The sequence below is a fragment of the Pseudoduganella sp. S-14 genome (genome assembly GCF_049913285.1).
Lineage (GTDB): Bacteria > Pseudomonadota > Gammaproteobacteria > Burkholderiales > Burkholderiaceae_D > Rugamonas.
In genome coordinates, this window is the sequence record NZ_CP183991.1 from 908,028 (window position 1) to 928,881 (window position 20,854).

Sequence of the window (20,854 nt, forward strand, 5' to 3'; positions counted from 1 at the left end):
CTCATGAAGAAGAAAACTCTGGCAGTAGTGGTGGGCCTGGCCGTGGCAATCGGCGGCGGCGCCTGGTATGCGAGCAAGGCCCCGGCCGAGCAGGGCGCCGAGCATGGACAAGGCAACGCCGCTGGCGGCAAAGGCAAGGGCGAACAGGGCCCGACCACGGTCAACGTGGTGGCGCCGCTGCGCCAGGACGTGCCGGTGGCGCTGTCGGCCAATGGCACAGTGAGCCCGATCTCGACGGTCGACCTGCACCCGCAAACCACCAGCACCATCGTCAAAGTGCATGTGAAGGAAGGCCAGTTCGTCAAGCAGGGCGAGCTGATGTTCTCGCTCGACGCCCGCACCGAGGCGGCCAACGTTGAGAAAGCCGATGCGCAAGTGGCCAAGGACCGCGCCACCCTGGCCGACCTGGAGCGCCAGTACAAGCGCGCCCAGGAATTGCGCACCCAGAACTTCCTGGCCCAGAGCGCGGTCGACACACTGAGGAGTCAGGTGGACTCCAGCCGCGCCACGCTGGAAGCTGACATCGCCGTCGCCCGCGCCAGCAAGGTCGACCAGAGCTTCACGCAAATCCGTTCGCCGCTGACCGGCCGGGTCGGCGCCATCAATGTCTATCCGGGCAGCCTGGTTCAGCTCAGCACGTCGCTGACCACGGTGACCCAGCTCAACCCGATCAACGTTGCCTTCACCGTGCCGGAATCGAGCCTGGCGGCCTTGCTCGATGCGCAGCGCGCCGGCAAGGTGGCGGTGCAAGCCTTCCAGAACAATTCGGACAAGCCGATCAAAGGCCAGCTCAGCTTTGTCGACAATACCGTCGACCCGGTCGCCGGCGTGATCCGCGTCAAGGCCGTGTTCGACAATGCCGATACCCGCCTGTGGCCGGGCCAGTACGTCAACACCAGGCTGACCGTCGCTACCCTGAAAGACGCGCTGGTTGTTCCGCAGAACGCTATTATTACCAATACCAAAGGTACTTTTGTGTACACCGTTGCGCCTGACCAGACGGCCAAGGTGGTCAACGTCCAACGCATCCACGGCTTCGGCGCATTGGCCGCAGTCACCGGCCTGAACGGCGATGAGCAGATCATCGTGGAAGGCAAGCAGAACCTGCGCCCGGGCGGCAAAGTCCGCATCGCCGAACCCGCCGTCGCCCAGAACGGCAAAGCCCACAAGAAGGGTAAGGCAGAATGAACCTTTCCGAGCTGAGTATCCGGCGCCCCGTCATGGTGGTGCTGCTCTCGCTGAGCCTGATCCTGGCAGGCGTGCTGGCCTATTCCCACATCCCCGTCGCCGCACTGCCGAGCTACAACACCCCGGTCATCAACGTCAGCGCCGACCTGCCGGGCGCGTCGCCGGAAACCATGGCATCGTCGGTTGCGCTGCCGCTGGAAAAACAATTCTCGACCATCGGCGGCCTGTCGATGATCACCTCCACCAGCACGCTCGGCAATACCTCGCTGACGCTGGAATTCGACCCGTCGATCAACGTCAACGAAGCCGCCGTCGACGTGCAGGCCGCGCTGCTGCGCGCCCAGCGTTCGCTGCCGCAGGAGATGACGGACCTGCCGTCTTACCGCAAGGTCAACCCGGCCGATGCGCCGGTGCTGTTCGCCACCATGACCTCGCCATCGCTGAGCCTGTCCGAGCTCAACGACTACGCGGAAAACCTGGTGGCGCCCAACCTGTCGACCCTGCCGGGCGTGGCCCAGGTCTCGGTCAACGGCCAGAAGCGCTTTGCCGTGCGCGTACGCGCCAAGCCGGACCTGATGAACTCGCGCAACCTGACGCTCGACGAGCTGCAGGCCGCCATCAAGGCCGCCAACGCCAACACGCCGCTCGGCACCATCGACGGTCCGAGCCAGACCCTGACCATCCAGGGCAATGCCCAGCTGATGCGCGCCGCCGATTTCGCCGACCTGATCATCGCCACCCGCAATGGGCAGCCGGTGCGCCTGAAGGAAGTCGCGACGGTGGAAGACAGCTACCAGTCGATCAAGGCTGCCGGTAGTTACAACGGCGAGCGCGCCATCGTGCTGCTGGTACAACGCCAGCCCGATGCCAATACCGTGCAAGTGGTCGATGCAGTGCGCAAACTGCTGCCGCGCTTCCGCGCCCAGTTGCCGGAATCGGTCTCGATCAACCTGGTCAACGACCGCTCGGTTTCGATCCGAGAGGCAATCCACGATGTAAACCTGACGCTCGCGCTGACCGTGGTGCTGGTCGTGCTGGTGATCTTCCTGTTCCTGCGCCGCCTGGCCGCGACCTTTATTCCGGCTGTCACCATGCCGATCTCGCTGCTGGGTGCCTTGTCGCTGCTGTACGCGCTGGGCTACAGCCTCGACAACGTGTCCCTGCTTGGCATCACGCTGGCGGTTGGCCTGGTGGTCGACGACGCGATCGTGGTGCTGGAAAACATCGTGCGCCATATCGAACTGGGCAAGAAGCCTTTGCAGGCAGCCCTCGTTGGGTCGAAGGAAATGGGCTTCACCATCGTGTCGATTTCGATTTCGCTGGTGGCGGTGTTCATTCCGATCTTCTTCATGCCGGGCGTGATGGGCCTGATGTTCCACGAATTCGCCGTGGTGGTCGGCCTGTCCGTACTGGTGTCGGCAGTCGTGTCGCTGACCCTGGTGCCGATGCTGGCCTCGCGCTTCATGCCGGCCGATTCGCATGAAACCTCGGGCGACGATACCTTCATCGGCCGCCACTTCGAGCGCGCCTTCCATGCCACGCGCGATGCTTATGCGCGCACGCTGGACCTGGCCTTGCACCATCGCTTCGTGGTGCTGGGCATCGCCGTCGGCAGCTTCGCGCTGACGGCCTGGCTGTACATCGCGATCCCGAAAGGCTTCTTCCCTGAAGAAGACCTGGGCCAGATTCGCGTGAACACCGAAGCGTCGGAAGACATCTCCACCTCAGCCATGCTGGAGCTGCAGGAAAAGGTCGCCGCCACGATCCAGGCCAACCCGAACATCAAGGATGTGACTTCGTTTACCAGCGGCGGCAATACTGGCCGCATGTTCATCGTGCTGAAGCCGCGCGGCGAACGCAAGAAGATGAGCGAGGTGCTGGATAGCCTGCGCAAGGAAACGAAAAAGATTGCCGGCATCCAGGTCTACCTGAGCCCGGTTCAAAACCTGCAGCTGGGCGGACGTCCTTCGAAGAGCCGCTACCAGTACACGCTGCAATCGGTCAGCCCGGATGCGCTGAACGACTGGGCCGCCAAGTTCCTGGACCTGATGCGGGCCGACACCGATTTCCGCGACGTGACCAGCGATTCGCAAAACCGCGGCTTGCAGGCGCAACTGAAGATCGACCGCGACAAGGCCAATATGCTGGGCGTCAAATTGGCCGACGTACGCACGGCGCTCTACCTGGCCTTCGGCGAGCGCCAGGTATCGACCATCTACTCCTCGGCCGCCAGTTATTTCGTCATCCTGGAAGCCGCCACCGAAGACCGCCAGTTCGACGATTCGCTGACCAAGCTGTCCGTACGAAACAGCAGCGGCCAGCTGGTGCAGCTGTCGAGCTTTGCCAACGTCGAGCGCACGGTGGGTCCAACCTCGGTCAACCACCAGGGCCAGTTGCAGGCGATCACGATTTCCTTCAACCTGGCGCCCGATGTCCCGCTGGGCAATGCCACGGCCAAGATCGAAAAGATGGGCATGCAGATGGGCCTGCCGGCCTCGATCATCACCAGCTACGGCGGCGATGCGGCCGTGTTCAAGGATTCCCAGAGCAGCCAACTGATCCTGATCGTGGCGGCGCTGGGCGTGATTTATGTGCTGCTGGGCGTGCTGTACGAAAGCTATATCCACCCGCTGACCATCCTGGCCGGCCTGCCGTCTGCTGCTGTGGGCGCGCTGCTGACCTTGTGGATCTTCAGGATGGACCTGACCATGATCGCCATCATCGGTATCCTGATGCTGATCGGTATCGTGAAAAAGAACGCCATCATGATGATCGACTTCGCCCTGGTGGCGCAGCGGCAGGAGGGCAAGGCGCCGATGGATGCGATCCGCGAGGCGTGCATCCTGCGCTTCCGCCCGATCATGATGACCACGCTGGCGGCCCTGATGGGCGCCTTGCCGATCGCGCTTGGCCTCGGCGCCGGCGCCGAACTGCGCCAGCCGCTGGGCTTGGCCGTCATTGGGGGCCTGCTGTTCTCCCAGGTGATTACTTTGTATATCACGCCGGTGATTTACCTGTTCCTGGATAAATATTCCGGCAGCGGTCCGATGAAGGACCAGGACCTCGATGATGGATCGGCAACGGAAGCCGTGCAACCGGTCGAGCTCAGGGCCGTCAAAGCCGCCAAACACTGATAATATGCGGGGCGGCGCTTACAACCTGTAACATTCGTCAAGGGCGAAAGTCGGTAAGCTCCACCCCAGCATCTTCAGTTAAAAGCCAATATCTTGCATCAGTACACCCATTCCCACGCCGAACTTGCGGCCCACGACGGGCATACCTGCCCGACCTGCGGCCAGCCATGGCCGCAGGACAAGGTACTCGAATATGGTGCGAGCAAGCCTAACCGCTGGGGGATGGCCTTCACCATCGGCCTGCACTTGCTGGTGGTGCTGATCTACTTCATCAAGCCCAAGGAAAAGATCGACATTACGCCGCCTTCCAAGGCCGGTGAGATGGTCTATATCACGCCGGGCAAGCCAGCGCCGCAGCCAAAGCCCAAATCGCAGCCGAAGGCAAAGCCGTCCAAGGAAACGCCGCGCTCATCGCGTGCCTACCTGCCGCCAAACAAGAATGCGATCACCGAAGTCATCAAGCCGCAGGAGAAGATTGTTCCGCCCGAGCAGGCCAAGCTGACGCCGGTGCCGGACACTGTGCCTGACATGGCAGCCCTGATTGAACAGCGCCGCCGCGCGCGCCAGGGCGATTCGCAGCAGCCGGCGCAGGAAGAAGATGCCGGGGCCACCGGCAAGGCGCGCGCCTTGGCCAATATCATGGGCGCCCAGGGCCGCAACGCCAATGGCGAGCGCAACGACACCGGCGGTGTGTTCCAGATTGTCAACCAGACCTTCAACGGCGCCGATATCAAGTTCCGCGGTTTCAGCACCAATTTCAAGCGTACCTGGCAGCAGCAGGTCCATGTGGACCAGGGTTCGGAGAAGGATATCGAAACGGCAATCGTCAAGAAGATGATCGAGATGATCCGCAAGGAGAAGCCGGGCGACTTCATCTGGGAATCGCACCGCCTGGGCCGCAATGTACCGATGAGCGCGCGCAAGGAAGATGAGAAAGAGCTGCAGGCCTTCCTCTTGCTGGAATTCTGGCCGAATTACGGGAAGTTGCGCTGATCGATGGCCGCGACGCCGATCGCGACCAGCCTGGAACTGTGTACCGCCGGGCTGGGGTTGTTCCTGGCGGCGCCCCTTCTGGGCACGTGCGGCCGGCGCGCGGCGCACTGCTGGCCGCTAAGGTGTTGTAGTTTGTCAGGGTGATGTGTAAAAAGCGCCAATTTCTTGATTCAGCTGAAGTTCTTGCAGCTATAATCGCGAAATTTGCCGCCTGGAGCCGGAGTTTTCGCCGCGATGAACATCACCCTGATTTCCTTTGTTGTGCTGTACCTGCTGGGCACGCTTGGCCTTGGCGTGTGGGCCGGTACCCGCATCAAGAATACGACCGACTTCGCAGTGGCCGGCCGCAGCCTGCCGCTGATCATGGTGGTTACGACAACTTTTGCAACCTGGTTTGGCGCGGAAACCGTGATGGGCATTCCTGCCAAGTTCGTGCAGGGCGGCCTGAACGCCATCGTGGAAGACCCGTTCGGCGCCGGTACTTGCCTGATCCTGGTCGGCATGTTCTTCGCGGCCCGCCTGTACAAGCTAAACCTGCTGACCATCGGCGACTTTTATCGCCAGCGCTTCGGCAAGGGCATCGAGGTGTTTTGCTCGGTGGCCATCATCGTTTCCTACCTGGGCTGGGTGGCGGCGCAGATTACCGCCCTGGGCCTGGTGTTCTCCGTGCTGACCAACGGCGCCATGTCGGAAACCGCCGGCATGATTGTCGGTACCCTGGCGGTGCTGATCTACGTGGTGATTGGCGGCTTCCTGGCGGTGGCCTGGACTGACTTCATCCAGATGATCGTGCTGGTGGTGGGCCTGTCCGTGATCGCCTTCTTTTCCGCCGACCTGGCGGGCGGCGCCGGCAAGGTAGCCGACATGGTGGCCAGCAAGGACCTGGGCAACTTCCTGCCTCCCGCGCAATTCACCGACATCGCCTTCTTCGTCGGTTCGGCCGTCACCATGATGCTGGGCTCGATTCCGCAGCAGGACGTGTTCCAGCGCGTGATGTCGGCCAAGAATGCGCCGACCGCGCGCACCGGTGCCATCATCGGCGGCGCCAGCTACATCCTGTTCGCCGCGGTGCCGATGTTCATTGTCTCCTGCGCCATTATCGTGTTGGGCGACCACGGCCTGGAAATGGCCAAGAACGATTACCAGCGTTTGCTGCCCACCTTCGTGCTGAGCAAGATGCCGCTGGTGATGCAGATCCTGTTCTTCGGCGCGCTGCTGTCGGCGATCAAGTCGACTTCGTCGGCAACGCTGCTGGCGCCGTCCACCAGTTTCGTTGAGAACATCCTGAAGAACCTGCGTCCGGGCATGGGCGACAAGCAGCAATTGTTCGCGATGCGCGCCACGATTGTGGTGTTTGCCGGTTCCGTGCTGTTGTACGCGGTGGCGATGAAGGGCACTTCGATTTATGAACTGGTGTCGAGCGCATACCAGGTCACACTGGTCGGCGCCTTTGTGCCGCTGCTGATGGGCCTGTACTGGAAGCGCGCCACCACGCAGGGCGCGATCCTGTCGCTGGCATTCGGCATCGGGACCTGGCTGGTATTCTTCCCGCAGATCGGCGGCGAAGAACTGGCCGCGAAATTCCCGGGCCAATTGGCCGGCTTGGCAATGGCCTTCGTCGGCATGATCGTCGGCTCTCTGATGCCGCAATTCCTGCAGGACCGCCAGGAAGGCGTACACCACGTCAAAGGCTTGAACGCCTGAGACAAATAAATGGGGACGTACCCCATTTATTGAGCAACATTGCAAAATAAATGGGGTACGTCCCCATTTATTTCTTAGGCGAGGCCTTTCAGCTTGCGGGCGATGTCGAGCGCGAAGTAGGTGAGGACGCCGTCGGCGCCGGCGCGCTTGAAGGCCATCATCGCTTCCATCATCACCTTGTCGTGATCGAGCCAGCCGTTCAGCGCGGCGGCCTTCAGCATGGCGTATTCGCCCGATACCTGGTAGGCGTAGGTCGGCACCTTGAATTCATCCTTCACGCGGCGCACGATGTCCAGGTAAGGCATGCCTGGCTTGACCATCACCATGTCCGCGCCTTCGGCGATGTCCAGCGCCACTTCGCGCAGGGCTTCGTCGGTGTTGGCCGGGTCCATCTGGTAGGTGAACTTGTCGGCCTTGCCCAGCGCCGCCGCGGAACCGACCGCATCGCGGAACGGGCCGTAGAAGGCGGAGGCATATTTCGCCGAGTAAGCCATGATGCGGGTGTGGATCAGGCCTTTGTCTTCCAGCGCCTTGCGCATCACGCCGATACGGCCGTCCATCATGTCGGACGGGCCGACGATGTCGACGCCGGCTTCGGCCTGGCACAGCGCCTGGCGCACCAGCATCTCGGTGGTTTCGTCGTTCAGGATCGAGCCTTTTTCGTCGACGGTGCCGTCCTGGCCGTGGCTGGTGTATGGGTCCAGCGCCACGTCGGTCATGATGCCCAGCTCGGGGAAGTTCTTCTTCAGCTCGCGCACGGCGCGCGGGATCAGGCCTTCGGGATTGGTGGCTTCCACGCCGTCATTGGTTTTCAGCGATGGGTCGATGTTCGGGAACAGCGACAGCACCGGAATGCCCAGCTTGACGCATTCCTCGGCCACTTTCAGCAGGTTGTCGATCGAAATGCGGTCCACGCCCGGCATGGTGGTCACTGCTTCGCGGCGGTTGGCACCTTCCACCACGAAGACCGGGTAAATCAGGTCGTCCACGGTGACGGTGTTCTCGCGCATCAGGGCGCGCGAGAACGGGTCGCGGCGCATGCGGCGCATGCGGATGGCTGGAAAATCAGGAGTGATCATTCTTCGCTTTCATCAGGAGTGGGCACTGGTTCGCCGTCGGCGAGGCCGGCTAGTTCTTCGATCTTGGCCGTCGCTTCCTCGATGCCGATGCGCTTCAGCGCGGAAAACAGTTGCACGGTGAAGGGGAAGCCTTCGCCGTCTTCATCGACATAGCTGTCGAGCTTGGCCTTGGCCTGGCGCAGCACGTTGATGGATTCATTGCGGTTGAGCTTGTCGGCCTTGGTCAGGATGCAGTGGATCGGCTTGCCGGTCGGGGCGAACCATTCGATCATTTGCACGTCGAGGTCGGTGAACGGACGGCGCGCATCCATCATCAGCACCAGGGCGGCCAGCTGATCGCGGCGCTGCACGTAGTCGCCCAGCAGGCGCTGCCAGTGGTTCTTGGCGTCCCCCGATACTTCCGCATAGCCGTAACCCGGCAAGTCGGCGATCAGGCATTGCAGTTCGTCCATGTTGATCGGGTCGTGGCGGTGCATCGCGACGTGGGCGCCACCGATCGAGAAGAAGTTAATGTGCTGGGTGCGGCCAGGGGTTTTGGAGGCGAACGCCAGCCCCTTCTGGTTGCACAGGATATTGATCGCGGTCGATTTGCCAGCATTAGAACGGCCCGCAAAGGCGATCTCTGGCACCGTCGTGCGCGGCAGGTCGCGCAGATGGTTAACGGTTGTGAAAAAGCGGGCTTGCCAGAGTTTGGACATGGGGAAAGCAACAAAAAGAGGGCAAAAATGCAGGAAAGCTATTGTACAATAAGGGGTTACGAATTGTTGCCATGCTATATTGCCCAATTCTTATACTACTCATTATTTACTTCTGTCCCAAGGTGTCTGAATGAATCGTGCGTTTTCGCCATTTGTAAAATCCTTGTTCGTCGCAATGCTGGCTGTTTCCGGCGTGGCCTCCGCTAATGAAGCGCATGCCCCGGCAGCAGCCAAGGTTGATCCAGCCAAAGGCGCGACCCTGTACGCTGAAGGTGACAACGCACGTGGCATTCCAGCCTGCGTATCCTGCCACGGCGCCAAGGGTGCATCGACCATCACCGTCAATCCCAAGCTGGGCGGCCAGGGCGAAGCCTACGTCTACAAGCAACTGGTGGCCTTCAGCGGCGATGCCCGGCCGGGCACCGTGATGACTGCCTTTGCCAAGGCACTGACCGACGAAGAGAAGAAGAACGTGGCTGCCTACCTGGCCACCGAGCCAAGCAAGGCTGGCGCTGCCAAGAACAAGGACACCGTTGAGTTGGGCAAGAAGATCTACCGCGGCGGCATCGCTGAAAACCGTGTCCCGGCCTGCGCCTCCTGTCACGGCCCGGCCGGCGGCGGCATGCCAGCCATGTACCCACGCGTAGGCGGCCAGCACCAGGACTACACCGCTGCCACCCTGAAAGCCTTCAAGGCTGGCACCCGCAAGTCCAGCCCTGAAATGCAGACCATCGCTTACCGCATGTCCGACAAGGAAATCGAAGCGGTTGCCGACTACATGGCCGGCTTGAAGTAATTGCAATGCGCCGCCCAATGCAGGGCGGTTCTGGACATGAAAAGGGCGGCCGCGCAAGCAGGCTGCCTTTTTTTTGCGTATCCTCCTGACTTTTCCCCTGAGTAGCAATGAGCGACGCCCCAAGTACCTCCGGAATCCAGCTTCGCAACCGGCGCGGGCCACTGGCCGAGACGGTCGAACTGCTGTCCTCGATGCGGTTTGCGATCGCGTTGTTCGTGGTGATCATCTTCGCCGCGATCATCGGCACCATCGTGCAGCAAAGCCAGCCAATGCCGAACTACATCAACCAGTTTGGCCCGTTCTGGTTCGAAGTGTTCAACAAGTTGGGGCTGTACGCGATCTATTCGTCGTGGTGGTTCGTGTCCATGTGCGGCTTGCTGGTCGTATCGACCACGCTGTGTATCGTGCACAATACGCCGAAGATGCTGAAGGATATGCGTAGCTGGCGCGAGAAGGTGCGCGAAGCTTCGCTCAACAATTTCCACCACAAGACCCACTGGCAGTCGCCGCTGTCGCGTGAGCAACTCGCCGGCCAGACCGTCCAGCGCCTGGGCCATGCCGGCTACGGCACCAAAGTCATTGAGAAAGACGGCGCCATCCTGGTCTCGGCCAAGCGCGGCGCCGGCAATAAGTTCGGCTACATCTTTGCTCACAGCGCCATCGTCGTGATCCTGGTGGGCGGCATGCTCGACTCCGACCTGCCGATCCGCTTCCAGCAGTGGGTGCTGGGCAAGACCGCCTTCGGCGGCACGGGCCTGATTGCCGACATCCCGGCCCAGCATCGCCTGGGTGTGCACAATCCAACTTACCGCGGCAATATCGCGCTGCCGGAAGGCACGGCTGGCAATACGGCTATCCTGGCGCGCCCGGATGGCGTGCTGATCCAGGAACTACCGTTCACCATCGAGCTCAAGAAATTCGATATCGACTTCTACAGCACCGGCATGCCGAAGCTGTTCGCCAGCCACGTCACCGTGCGCTCCAACGACAGCGGCAAAACCGTCGATGCCGTGGTCGAAGTCAACAAGCCGCTGATCTTCGAAGGCGTGGCGATCTACCAGTCTTCTTTCGAAGATGGCGGCAGCAAGCTGAAGCTGCTCGGCCACCCGATGAAGGGTACTGATACCACCACCTTCGGCCTGGACGGCGAAGTCAACGGCACCACCAAGCTGAACGATGAATACACCGTGGAGTGGAGCGATTTCCGCCCCTTCAACGTCGAAAACATCAGCGGCCAGGATGCGCGCGCCGTGACCAAGGGCGAGAGCCTGAATGAATCCTTCTCGCGCAGCCTGGACAAGCAGTTGGGCTCGGCCGCCAAGACCGCCCACAACAAGGACCTGAAGAACGTCGGCCCGTCGGTGCAGTACAAGCTGCGCGACAAGACCGGCCAGGCGCGCGAATACCAGAACTATATGCAGCCGGTGACCATCGAAGGCGATACCGTGTTCCTGGCCGGCGTGCGCGCCAACCCGTCCGACCCGTTCAGCTACCTGCGCATTCCTGCCGACGACGAGCACAGCGTGCGCGAGTGGATGCGCCTGCGCGCCGCCTTGCAGGACCCGGCCTTGCGCCAGAAAGCCGCCGCCAGCTATGCGGCGCACGCCATGCCGCAGTCGAAGGCCGGAGATGCCCTGCGCGGACAGCTGGAAGCCTCCGCCCTGAAAGGCCTGGAAATCTTTGCCGGGGATGCCAATGGCGCCGGCTTCTTCGCCATCAGCCGCTTCCTGGAGAAGGTGCCGCAGGCCGAACAGACCAAGGCGGCGGAAATCTTCCTGAAGATCCTGAACGGCTCGATGTGGGAATTATGGCAAGCCGCCCGCGCCCAGGACGGCAAGCCGGCCGCCGCAATGGACGAGACCCACGGCCGCTTCCTGCAACTGGCCACCAACGCGCTGTCGGACAGCTTCTTCTACGGCGCACCAGTTTATCTGCAGCTCGATGAGTTCACCCAAATCAAAGCATCGGTATTCCAGGTGACCCGCTCGCCGGGCAAGACTATCGTGTACATTGGCTGCCTGCTGCTGGTGCTGGGCGTATTTGCCATGTTCTACATTCGCGAGCGCCGCGTCTGGGTATGGATCAAGGACGGCAAGGATGGTGCGGAGGCCCTGATGGCCATGAGCACCCAGCGCAAGACGCTGGACTTCGAGCAGGAATTTAAGGAACTCAAGGAAAAACTGCCGCAATCGGCGTAAGCTGTTGCCAGGTTTTGGAGAATCGCAAATGGAAGCAACACAAACTTATACTCAGCAGCCCGGCTACTTCAAGCGCCTGAACGCGTTCGACTGGCTGTTTGCGGTGGTGCTGTGCGCGGGGGCGCTGTACGCCTTCAACCGCTTCGGCGCCTACATGGATATTTACGAAAAGGCTATCCTGCTGGCGTCGGGGCCGGTGTTTGCCGCGCTGGGCTGGTACTGGAAGCCGCTGCGCTGGCTGATGCCGCTGTCGTTTGCACTGGCGCTGTGGGCGGTCAGCCTGTATGGCGGCGACCTGGCGGCGGCGGACAAGCGCTTCTTCCTCAAGTACATGCTGTCGAGCCAGTCCGCCATCCTGTGGATGAGCACCATGTTTGTCCTGTCGACCCTGTTCTACTGGGGGGGGCTGGTGGCGCGCTCGGATTTCGGCGGCGCGATCGGCTCGCGCCTGTGCTGGGCCGGCATCGTGCTGGGCGTCACCGGCATGCTGGTGCGCTGGTACGAGTCCTACCTGATCGGCACCGACGTCGGCCACATCCCAATCTCGAACCTGTATGAAGTGTTCATCCTGTTCTCGCTGATCACCGCGATGTTTTACCTGTACTACGAAGCGCACTACAAGACCCGCGCCCTGGGTCCTTTCGTGCTGCTGGTGATTTCGGCTGCTGTCGGCTTCCTGCTGTGGTACACCGTGGCGCGCGGCGCGTCGGAAATCCAGCCGCTGGTGCCAGCCCTGCAAAGCTGGTGGATGAAGATCCACGTACCGGCCAACTTCATCGGCTACGGCACCTTCGCCCTGGCAGCCATGGTCGCCTCGGCCTACCTGCTGAAGTCGCACGGCATGCTGGAAGACCGCCTGCCATCTCTGGAAGTGCTGGACGACGTGATGTACAAGGCCATCTCGATCGGTTTTGCCTTCTTCACCATTGCCACCATCCTCGGCGCCCTGTGGGCGGCAGAAGCCTGGGGCGGTTACTGGTCCTGGGACCCGAAGGAAACCTGGGCCCTGATCGTCTGGCTGAACTACGCGGCCTGGCTGCACATGCGCCTCATGTCGGGCCTGCGCGGTCGCCCCGCGGCATGGTGGGCCCTGGTTGGCCTGCTGGTCACCACTTTCGCCTTCCTGGGCGTAAACATGTTCCTCTCAGGCCTGCATTCCTACGGCAAGCTTTAATATCGGCTTCAGCAAACTGGTGTAAGGTTTAGCTATTACCTTGCACCAGTTGGAGCCGACCATGCTGATCCTCCCATCCGAAATCACGCCGCGCGAAGTATTCGAGTCGCGCCGCAAGTTCATCAAGCTGGCTGCTGCCGGCGCCATCCTCGGTCCTGAATTGGTTCAAGCGGCCAACCTGCCAGCCAAGCTGAATCCCGCGTATGCCGTGATGGAAAAGCCGACCTCGCGCAAGGACGCCACCAGCTACAACAACTTCTACGAATTCGGCACCGACAAGTCCGACCCGGCCGAGAATGCGCACACGCTGCGCACCCGCCCGTGGACGGTGCAGATCGAAGGCGAAGTCAAAAAGCCGATGGCGCTCGATATCGACAGCCTGCTCAAGCTGGCGCCGCTGGAAGAGCGTATCTACCGCCTGCGATGCGTGGAAGGATGGTCGATGGTGATCCCGTGGATTGGCTATTCCTTTTCCGAGTTGATCAAGAAGGTCGAGCCGACCGGCAACGCCAAGTTCGTTGAATTCATCACACTGGCCGACCACCAGCAAATGCCGGGCGTGCGCAGCCGCGTACTGGACTGGCCCTATGTGGAAGGCTTGCGCATCGACGAAGCCAATCACCCCCTGGCGCTGCTCACGCTGGGCATGTATGGTGACGTGCTGCCGAACCAGAACGGCGCGCCCGTGCGCATGGTAGTGCCGTGGAAGTACGGCTTCAAATCGGCCAAGTCGATCGTCAAGATCCGCTTCGTACGCGACATGCCAAGCACCTCGTGGAACAAGTCGGCGCCTAATGAATACGGCTTCTATTCCAACGTGAACCCGGAAGTCGACCACCCGCGCTGGTCGCAGGCGTCCGAGCGCCGTATCGGCGAAGACGGTTTCTTCACCAAGAAACGCAAGACTTTAATGTTCAACGGCTACCCGGAAGTGGCGTCCCTGTACACCGGCATGGATTTGAAGAAGTTCTACTGATGGCCTTTACTCCAACACCGCGCCAGCTGACGGCAATCAAGAGCAGCGCCTTCGTGTTTGCGCTGGTGCCGTTCTTCGCCCTGGTATATCTGGTGGCGACCGACCAACTGGTCGAACCGCTGCAGTACATCACGCGTAATACGGGTTCGTGGACCCTGTACTTCCTGTGCATCACGCTGGCCGTCACGCCGCTGCGCCGTTTGTCCGGTTGGAATTGGCTGCTCAAGCTGCGCCGCATGATGGGGCTGTACGCCTTTTTCTACGCGCTGCTGCACTTCAGCACCTTCCTGTGGTTCGATCACTTCTTTGACGTGCAGGAGATGTTGAAGGATGTCGCCAAGCGGCCCTTCATCACGGTCGGCTTCACCGCCTTTGTGCTGCTGGTACCGCTGGCCGTGACCAGCACCAACGGCATGGTGCGCCGCCTGGGCGGCAAGCGCTGGCAGATGCTGCACAAGCTGGTTTACGTGATTGCGCCGCTCGGCATCCTGCATTTCTGGTGGATGCGGGCCGGCAAGCATGACTTCAACAAGCCGATCCTGTTTGGCCTGATTTTGCTGGCGCTGCTAGGTATTCGGGCCTGGTGGGCGCGAAGCAAGGCTACGACTGCTTCTGCCACCGTCGTCCCGCGCCGCTGAAGCTTTGGTTGGGGCGGCGTTGGATGCCGCCCCGGCGGGATTACTCGATCACCGATTCCAGCGCGAACAGGTCGGCTGGATTTTCGCGCTGGCGCACGACGTGGACCTTGTCGCCGTCGACGATCAGCTCCACGGCGCGGCCGCGGGTGTTGTAGTTGGAAGCCATGGTCATGCCATAGGCGCCGGCGGTCTTCATCACCAGCAGGTCGCCGGCATCGACGTTCAGTTCGCGGTCGCGCGCCAGCCAGTCGCCGGATTCGCAGATCGGGCCGACCACGTCGAACATGGCGGCAGCGGTGTCGTTGCGCACCACCGGCTGCATGTCCATCCAGGCCTGGTACATCGCCGGGCGCGCCATATCGTTCATGGCCGCGTCGACGATGCAGAAGTTCTTCTCTTCGCCGTGCTTGATGAATTCCACGCGGGTCAGCAGCACGCCGGCGTTGCCGACGATGGAGCGGCCCGGTTCGAAGATCACCGTGATCGGTGCGCCGCCATGCTTTTCGGCGCGCCAGGCATCGATGCGCTTGAACAGGCGCGCCAGGTAGTCGCCGACAGGCACCGGTGCGCCGTCGCCATAGTCGATGCCCAGGCCGCCGCCGATGTCCAGGTGGTGCAGGTGGATGCCTTCCGCGCCCAGCGCGTCGATCAGTTCAATCAGCTTGTCCAGCGCTTCCAGCAGCGGTGCGTCGTCCAGCAGCTGCGAGCCGATATGACAGTCGATGCCCGACACGTCCAGGTGCGGCAGCTTGGCGGCGGTACGGTAGGTTTCCAGCGCGTCGTCGAAGGCCACGCCGAACTTGTTGGCTTTCAGGCCGGTGGCGATGTAGGGGTGGGTCTTGGCGTCCACGTTCGGATTCACGCGCAGCGAGATGCGCGCCTTCTTGCCCATGCTGCCTGCCACTTCGTTCAGGCGGTGCAGCTCGGGGATCGATTCGACGTTGAAGCAGAGGATGTCATGTTCGAGCGCCAGGCGCATTTCATCCACGCTCTTGCCGACGCCGGAGAAGATCACTTTCTTCGGGTCGCCGCCGGCGGCAATCACGCGCAGCAGTTCGCCGCCCGACACGATATCGAAACCGGCGCCGCGGCGGGCCAGCAGGTCGAGGATCGCCAGGTTGGAGTTCGCCTTCATCGCATAGCACACCAGCGCGTCGCGGCCGGCGCAGGCATTGGCATAGGAGTCGAAGTTTTCGGTGAGCTGGGATTTGGAATAGACGTAGGCGGGGGTGCCGTGCTGTTCTGCGATGGCACTGAGCGCAACGCCTTCGGCGTGCAGCACGCCGTTCTGGTATTCGAAGTGGGACATAAGCTTACTGTTGGGATGCTGGTGGTGTGGACGGAACCGGAGCCGCCGGTGGCGCCACGCCCGGTTTCGCCTCGGTGGCGGGCTTGGCGGGTCGCTTTGGCATGTAGAGGGGGCCGGTTTGGCCGCATCCGGCCAGCAGGGCTGCCATTGTAAGGACAGCAAGTGCGATTGGGGACTTCACGATTAAAATAGGGGCTTGATAGGAATCTTGGAGTGTAGCATGACCGAATCGGAATTTTTGGACCTGGCCGAAGCGACCCTGGATGCGATCGAGGCTTCGCTGGATCGCCTGTGCGAGCAGGATATGGTGGACGTGGAGTGCAGCCGCAGCGGGAACGTGCTGGAGATCGAGTTCGTGGAGAACGGATCGAAGGTGATCGTCAACTCGCAGGCGCCGATGCAGGAGTTGTGGGTGGCGGCACGCTCAGGGGGCTTCCACTATCGCCAGGTGGAGGGTAAGTGGGTCGATACGCGCCGCGGGACGGAGTTGTATGCGGCGCTGTCGGAGATTGTGACGGAGCAGGGTGGGGCGCCGGTGGTGGTGGCGCCTTGAAACCGGTGAACCGGCCGGATGGCCGCCCGGTCAGACCCACAGGGTCTGACACCCGGCTGTTGGTTTAGAACAGCTCGTTTTTCACGGCATCCTTCTGTTTCTCCTCCGCTGGCGTGCCGCGGGTCGCGCCTTCCAGGCTGTCGATGCCCACGCCGGGCGGATTCTCCGCATAGTAGTACTCGCCATCCTGGGCAATGATGCCCTGCGGAATTGGACGTTCCTCAATCGGAATATTCTTCAGCGCCTTGCCCATGTAGCTGATCCAGATCGGCAGGGCCAGGCCGCCGCCGGTTTCCTTGTTGCCCAGGTTCTTGGGCTGGTCGAAGCCGATCCAGGCGATGCCCACCAGCTTGGCCTGGTAGCCGGCAAACCAGGCATCGATCGAATCGTTGGTGGTGCCGGTCTTGCCGGCGATGTCCGGGCGCTTCAGCGACAGGGCGCGGGTCGCGGTACCGAAGCGCACCACGTCCTTCATCATCGAATCCATCAGGAAGGCATTGCGTTCGTCGATCACGCGGTTCTTCTCGTCGCCGGCCTTGTCCGGGTTGGCCTGCGACAGCACCTTGCCGTTGGAGTCGGTGACCTTGGCGATCAGGTAAGGCGAGATCTTGTAGCCGCCGTTGGCAAATACCGCGTAGGCGCCGGCCATTTGCATCGGGGTCACGCCGCCCGCGCCCAGGGCAAGCGTCAAATAGGGCGGGTTGCGCTCGGGGTCGAAGCCAAAGCGGGTGGTGTATTCCTGGCCGTACTTGGCGCCGATGCGGTGCAGGATGCGGATCGAGATCATGTTCTTCGACTTGGTCAGGCCGCGGCGCATGGTCATCGGGCCTTCGTACTTGCCGTCGTAGTTCTTCGGCTCCCAGGCCTGGCCGCCGGTCTGGCCGGCGTCGAACGAGATCGGCGCATCGTTGATCATGGTGGCCGGTGACAGGCCGCGCTCAAGAGATGCTGAGTAAATGAAAGGCTTGAACGAGGAACCGGGCTGGCGCCAGGCCTGGGTCACGTGGTTGAACTTGTTGCGGTTGTAGTCGAAGCCGCCCACCATGGCCTTGATCGCGCCATCTTCGGTGCTGGCCGAAACAAAGGCCGATTCCACTTCCGGCATCTGCGTAATCAGCCAGTCCTTGTCGTCCTGCATCACGCGGATCACCGCGCCGCGGCGGATGCGCTTGTTCGGCGGGTTTTTGTCCGAAAGCCAGCTCTTGCCCATGGCCAGGCCGGCGCCCTTGATGGTAATTTCCTCGCCGGAAGCGGTGACAGCCACCACCTTGTCGGCAGCGGCGCTCAACACCATGGCGGCCACGATATTGTCGCTGTCCGGATGCTCGGCCAGTTCGGTCTCCACGATTTCGTCGGCTTCCGACTTGTTGGCCGGCAGGTCGACATACGATTCCGGGCCGCGGTAAGCGTGGCGCTTCTCGTATTCCATCACGCCGCTGCGCAGCGCCAGGTAGGCGGCGTCCTGGTCGGCCTTGGTAATCGTGGTGAACACGTTCAGGCCGCGCGTGTACGTCTCTTCCTTGAACTGCTCGTAGACCAGCTGGCGCGCCATTTCCGCAACATATTCGGCATGAACTCCAAACGCGCTGCTGTCTGTTTTCACTTTTAACTGCTCATTCTTCGCCACCTCATACTGTGCGGGCGTAATATAGCCAAGCTGGGCCATGCGCTGCAGGATGTACTGCTGGCGCACCTTGGCGCGCTTCGGGTTGACCACCGGGTTGTAGGCCGAAGGCGCTTTGGGCAGGCCGGCCAGCATGGCCGCTTCCGCCACGCTAATGTCTTTCAGGTTCTTGCCGAAATAGATTTGGGCGGCCGATGAAAAGCCGTAGGCCCGCTGCCCCAGGTAGATCTGGTTCATGTAGACCTCAAGGATCTGGTCCTTGGTCAGGTTCTGCTCGATCTTCCAGGCCAGCAGCGCTTCATAGGCCTTGCGCTTGAACGTCTGCTCGCTGGAGAGGAAGAAGTTGCGCGCTACCTGCTGCGTGATGGTGGACGCGCCCTGGCGGGCGCCGCCGGTCGCGTTGTGGACTGCGGCGCGCAGGATGCCCCAGTAGTCGACGCCGCCGTGTTCATAGAAGTTGCTGTCTTCGATCGCCAGCACGGCCTTCTTCATGACATCGGGGATGTCTTTGATATGCACCAGGTTGCGGCGCTCTTCGCCGAACTCGCCCAGCAGCACATTGTCGGCCGAGTAAATACGCAGCGGTATTTTCGGACGGTAATCGGTAATGGTATCCAGCGACGGCAGGTTGGGGTAGGCCAGGGCCAGGCCGAATACCACCAGCAGCACGCCGGCCAGGATCAGGCCCAGCAAAGAAATCAGGGCCATCAGCAGAAAACCCTTCGGCGATTTTTTTGCCGTGGTCTCGTGGTTGTTTGCAGTCATATGCAGCTTCAGTAAGTTTTATGCAAGGCATTATAAATGAGGCCCGAGGCCCTTGAGCGCACGTGATCTCTGGAAATATTGGCCGTAGGCAACAAGACAACTTAGTTTATTGATATGCCATTAATTGCAAGATTGGGTGTGGCAAATCCCTCACAAAACATTAATGGTGCACTGGAGAAATACCTTTACACGGCGCTGACAATGTTGCTAGCATCTAATGTACTGTCTCATGTTTGCGGTCTAAACACGGGTTTTTAAACGAATTTGGATATGTAAATGTCTATGGAGTTGTCAGGAGTGCATCCATGTCATTGGACCTGAAAGCCCTGTTTGGCGGCGCCCAAGGCCCGCTGGTTGGCTTAGATATCAGCACCTCGAGTGTGCGTATGGTGGAATTGTCCGAAGCGGGCAAGGACGGCATTCGCCTCGACCGGTGCGCCTCGGAACCCTTGCCGCGCGGCGCAGTTGCCGACGGCAATATTGAAAATATGGAGCAAGTGGTCGAGGCGGTGCGCCGCCTGATCAAGAAAAGCGGCACGCGCGCCAAACACGTCGCGCTGGGCATGCCGCCTGCCTCCGTGATCACCAAGAAGATCGTGCTGCCAGCCGGTCTGTCGGAACAGCAGCTCGAATTGCAGGTCGAATCCGAAGCTGCCCAGTACATCCCGTTTGCGCTCGACGAGGTGAGCCTGGACTTCGACGTGATCGGGCCGGTTGCCAATTCGACGGATGACATCGAAGTCATGCTGGCTGCGGCTCGCCGCGAAAAGGTGGTCGACCGCGTGGCGATTGCTGAAGAGGCCGGTCTGAAGGCAGCGGTAGTGGATGTCGAATCCTATGCCGCGCGTGCCGCGCTGGACCACGTCACCTCGCAGCTGCCGAATGCCGGCGCCGGCCAGGTGATCGCGCTGTTCCAGATTGGCGCCGTGTCGACTCAGATTTCGGTGATGCTCGATGGCGCCACGGTCTACGAGCGCGAGCAGCCTTTCGGCGGCAATTCGCTGACCCAGGATATCGTGCGTTCCTACGGCCTGGCCTTCGAAGAGGCCGAGGCGCGCAAGAAAGCTGGCGACCTGCCGGAGAACTACCAGTCCGATGTGCTCGCACCCTGGCTGGAAGGCGCCGCGCTGGAAGTGACGCGCGCGATCCAGTTCTTCTTCACCTCGACGCCTTTTACCAAGATCGACCAGATTTTCCTGGCGGGCGGCTGCGCCGTGCTGCCGGGCTTGCTGGACATGATCGCCAGCCGCACCCGTATTTCCAGCGCCGTCATTTCGCCGTTCAAGGGCATGCAGCTGGCTTCCGGCGTGCGTGAACAGGCGCTGCGCAACGATGCGCCGGCATACCTGGTGGCCTGCGGCCTAGCCATGCGGAGGTTCGGCTGATGATACGCATTAACCTTCTCCCTCACCGGGAGGAAAAACGCGCGCTGCGCAAAAAAGCCTTTTACGCAATGCTTGGCATCGGCGCCATCGCCGGCGCGGCGGTCGTGCTGATGGTAGGCGGCTATAACGCCCGTGCCATTTCGATCCAGGACTTGCGCAACGGTGAACTGAAGGGCGCCATCGCTGAACTGGACAAGAAAATCGTGGAAATTTCCACGCTGCGCCAGGAAATCGACGCGCTGAAAGCGCGCCAGCAAGCGGTGGAAGACCTGCAGGCCGACCGCAACCAGCCGGTCTACCTGATGGATGAACTGGTCAAGCAGACGCCACCGGGCGTGTTCCTGAAGTCCGTCAAGCAGGAAGGCCAAAAAGTCACGCTGACCGGCAGTGCCCAGTCGCAGGAACGTGTGTCCGAGCTGCTGCGCAACCTGTCCGGCAATTCGCCGTGGCTGGAACGCCCGGAACTGGTGGAAGTCAAGGCCGGCACGATCGGCGGCAAGGACAAGTCGAGCGGCCGCGCCATCGTCGAGTTCCAGCTGTCCGTCATGATCAAACGTCCGCGCGACAAGGACGAAAACCCGGACGGCAAGCCGGGCGTCAAGCCTGGCGCCACTCCGAATGCCGCAGCCAAGTCCTGAGA

Annotated in this window: 17 protein-coding genes; 12 read left to right on the plus strand and 5 right to left on the minus strand. The window is 61.5% G+C overall.

Going from position 1 to position 20,854, the window contains the following annotated elements; translation table 11 throughout:
• The first annotated feature begins 3 nt into the window (after positions 1-3).
• From ACN9MZ_RS04170 to ACN9MZ_RS04185, 4 genes are all read left to right on the plus strand, one after another.
• Entirely contained in the window at positions 4-1,188 is a 1,185-nt protein-coding gene (locus tag ACN9MZ_RS04170; RefSeq protein WP_426341013.1) for an efflux RND transporter periplasmic adaptor subunit, read from the plus strand.
• Positions 1,185-4,322 (plus strand): efflux RND transporter permease subunit, encoded by a 3,138-nt coding sequence (locus ACN9MZ_RS04175; RefSeq protein ID WP_426341014.1) that lies wholly within the window; start codon positions 1,185-1,187, stop codon positions 4,320-4,322. Before ACN9MZ_RS04170 ends, ACN9MZ_RS04175 begins: the two co-directional genes overlap by 4 nt.
• 93 nt (positions 4,323-4,415) lie before the next feature.
• Positions 4,416-5,315, plus strand: coding sequence for a cell envelope integrity protein TolA (locus tag ACN9MZ_RS04180; protein ID WP_426341015.1), 900 nt, complete (start codon positions 4,416-4,418; stop codon positions 5,313-5,315).
• A gap of 234 nt (positions 5,316-5,549) precedes the next feature.
• Positions 5,550-7,019 carry a sodium:solute symporter family protein gene (locus ACN9MZ_RS04185; RefSeq protein ID WP_426341016.1) on the plus strand — a complete coding sequence of 490 codons (1,470 nt, stop codon included), beginning with the start codon at positions 5,550-5,552 and terminating at the stop codon, positions 7,017-7,019.
• Between the two features lie 74 nt (positions 7,020-7,093).
• On the opposite strand, the gene hemB is transcribed toward ACN9MZ_RS04185, so the two are convergent.
• Together hemB and yihA are read right to left on the minus strand one after the other, a co-directional pair.
• Positions 7,094-8,098 carry a porphobilinogen synthase gene (hemB, locus tag ACN9MZ_RS04190; RefSeq protein WP_426341017.1) on the minus strand — a complete coding sequence of 335 codons (1,005 nt, stop codon included), beginning with the start codon at positions 8,096-8,098 and terminating at the stop codon, positions 7,094-7,096.
• Positions 8,095-8,796 (minus strand): ribosome biogenesis GTP-binding protein YihA/YsxC, encoded by a 702-nt coding sequence (gene yihA, locus ACN9MZ_RS04195; protein WP_426341018.1) that lies wholly within the window; start codon positions 8,794-8,796, stop codon positions 8,095-8,097. The genes hemB and yihA overlap by 4 nt, the downstream gene beginning before the upstream one ends.
• 130 nt (positions 8,797-8,926) lie before the next feature.
• On the opposite strand from yihA, the gene ACN9MZ_RS04200 reads away from it, so the two are divergent.
• The 5 genes from ACN9MZ_RS04200 to ACN9MZ_RS04220 all read left to right on the plus strand — a co-directional run bounded on the left by ACN9MZ_RS04200 (position 8,927) and on the right by ACN9MZ_RS04220 (position 14,578).
• A complete protein-coding gene (locus ACN9MZ_RS04200; protein ID WP_426167803.1) occupies positions 8,927-9,592 on the plus strand; it encodes a c-type cytochrome in 666 nt (221 codons plus the stop codon).
• 107 nt (positions 9,593-9,699) lie between these two features.
• Entirely contained in the window at positions 9,700-11,790 is a 2,091-nt protein-coding gene (locus tag ACN9MZ_RS04205; protein ID WP_426341019.1) for a cytochrome c biogenesis protein ResB, read from the plus strand.
• A 28-nt stretch (positions 11,791-11,818) separates the two neighbouring features.
• Positions 11,819-12,964, plus strand: coding sequence for a c-type cytochrome biogenesis protein CcsB (ccsB, locus tag ACN9MZ_RS04210; RefSeq protein ID WP_426341020.1), 1,146 nt, complete (start codon positions 11,819-11,821; stop codon positions 12,962-12,964).
• 61 nt (positions 12,965-13,025) lie between these two features.
• Complete coding sequence (msrP, locus tag ACN9MZ_RS04215; RefSeq protein ID WP_426341021.1) at positions 13,026-13,940, plus strand: protein-methionine-sulfoxide reductase catalytic subunit MsrP; 915 nt, start codon at positions 13,026-13,028, stop codon at positions 13,938-13,940.
• Positions 13,940-14,578, plus strand: a complete 639-nt coding sequence (locus ACN9MZ_RS04220; RefSeq protein WP_426341022.1) for a sulfite oxidase heme-binding subunit YedZ — start codon at positions 13,940-13,942, stop codon at positions 14,576-14,578. The genes msrP and ACN9MZ_RS04220 overlap by 1 nt, the downstream gene beginning before the upstream one ends.
• Before the next feature lie 40 nt (positions 14,579-14,618).
• Here ACN9MZ_RS04220 and lysA read toward each other — a convergent pair whose 3' ends face one another.
• Together lysA and lptM are read right to left on the minus strand one after the other, a co-directional pair.
• Positions 14,619-15,887 (minus strand): diaminopimelate decarboxylase, encoded by a 1,269-nt coding sequence (gene lysA, locus ACN9MZ_RS04225; RefSeq protein WP_426341023.1) that lies wholly within the window; start codon positions 15,885-15,887, stop codon positions 14,619-14,621.
• 4 nt (positions 15,888-15,891) lie between these two features.
• The gene (lptM, locus tag ACN9MZ_RS04230; RefSeq protein ID WP_082507583.1) at positions 15,892-16,035 is read right to left on the minus strand and encodes an LPS translocon maturation chaperone LptM; all 144 of its coding nucleotides are present in this window, start codon (positions 16,033-16,035) and stop codon (positions 15,892-15,894) included.
• Positions 16,036-16,107: 72 nt separating this feature from the next.
• On the opposite strand from lptM, the gene cyaY reads away from it, so the two are divergent.
• Positions 16,108-16,440 carry an iron donor protein CyaY gene (gene cyaY / locus ACN9MZ_RS04235; RefSeq protein WP_426341024.1) on the plus strand — a complete coding sequence of 111 codons (333 nt, stop codon included), beginning with the start codon at positions 16,108-16,110 and terminating at the stop codon, positions 16,438-16,440.
• A gap of 64 nt (positions 16,441-16,504) precedes the next feature.
• Here cyaY and ACN9MZ_RS04240 read toward each other — a convergent pair whose 3' ends face one another.
• Positions 16,505-18,772 carry a penicillin-binding protein 1A gene (locus ACN9MZ_RS04240; protein WP_426342863.1) on the minus strand — a complete coding sequence of 756 codons (2,268 nt, stop codon included), beginning with the start codon at positions 18,770-18,772 and terminating at the stop codon, positions 16,505-16,507.
• 362 nt (positions 18,773-19,134) lie between these two features.
• On the opposite strand from ACN9MZ_RS04240, the gene ACN9MZ_RS04245 reads away from it, so the two are divergent.
• Positions 19,135-20,214 carry a pilus assembly protein PilM gene (locus tag ACN9MZ_RS04245; protein ID WP_426341025.1) on the plus strand — a complete coding sequence of 360 codons (1,080 nt, stop codon included), beginning with the start codon at positions 19,135-19,137 and terminating at the stop codon, positions 20,212-20,214.
• The gene (locus tag ACN9MZ_RS04250; protein ID WP_426341026.1) at positions 20,214-20,852 is read left to right on the plus strand and encodes a PilN domain-containing protein; all 639 of its coding nucleotides are present in this window, start codon (positions 20,214-20,216) and stop codon (positions 20,850-20,852) included. The genes ACN9MZ_RS04245 and ACN9MZ_RS04250 overlap by 1 nt, the downstream gene beginning before the upstream one ends.
• Positions 20,853-20,854 lie beyond the last annotated feature (2 nt).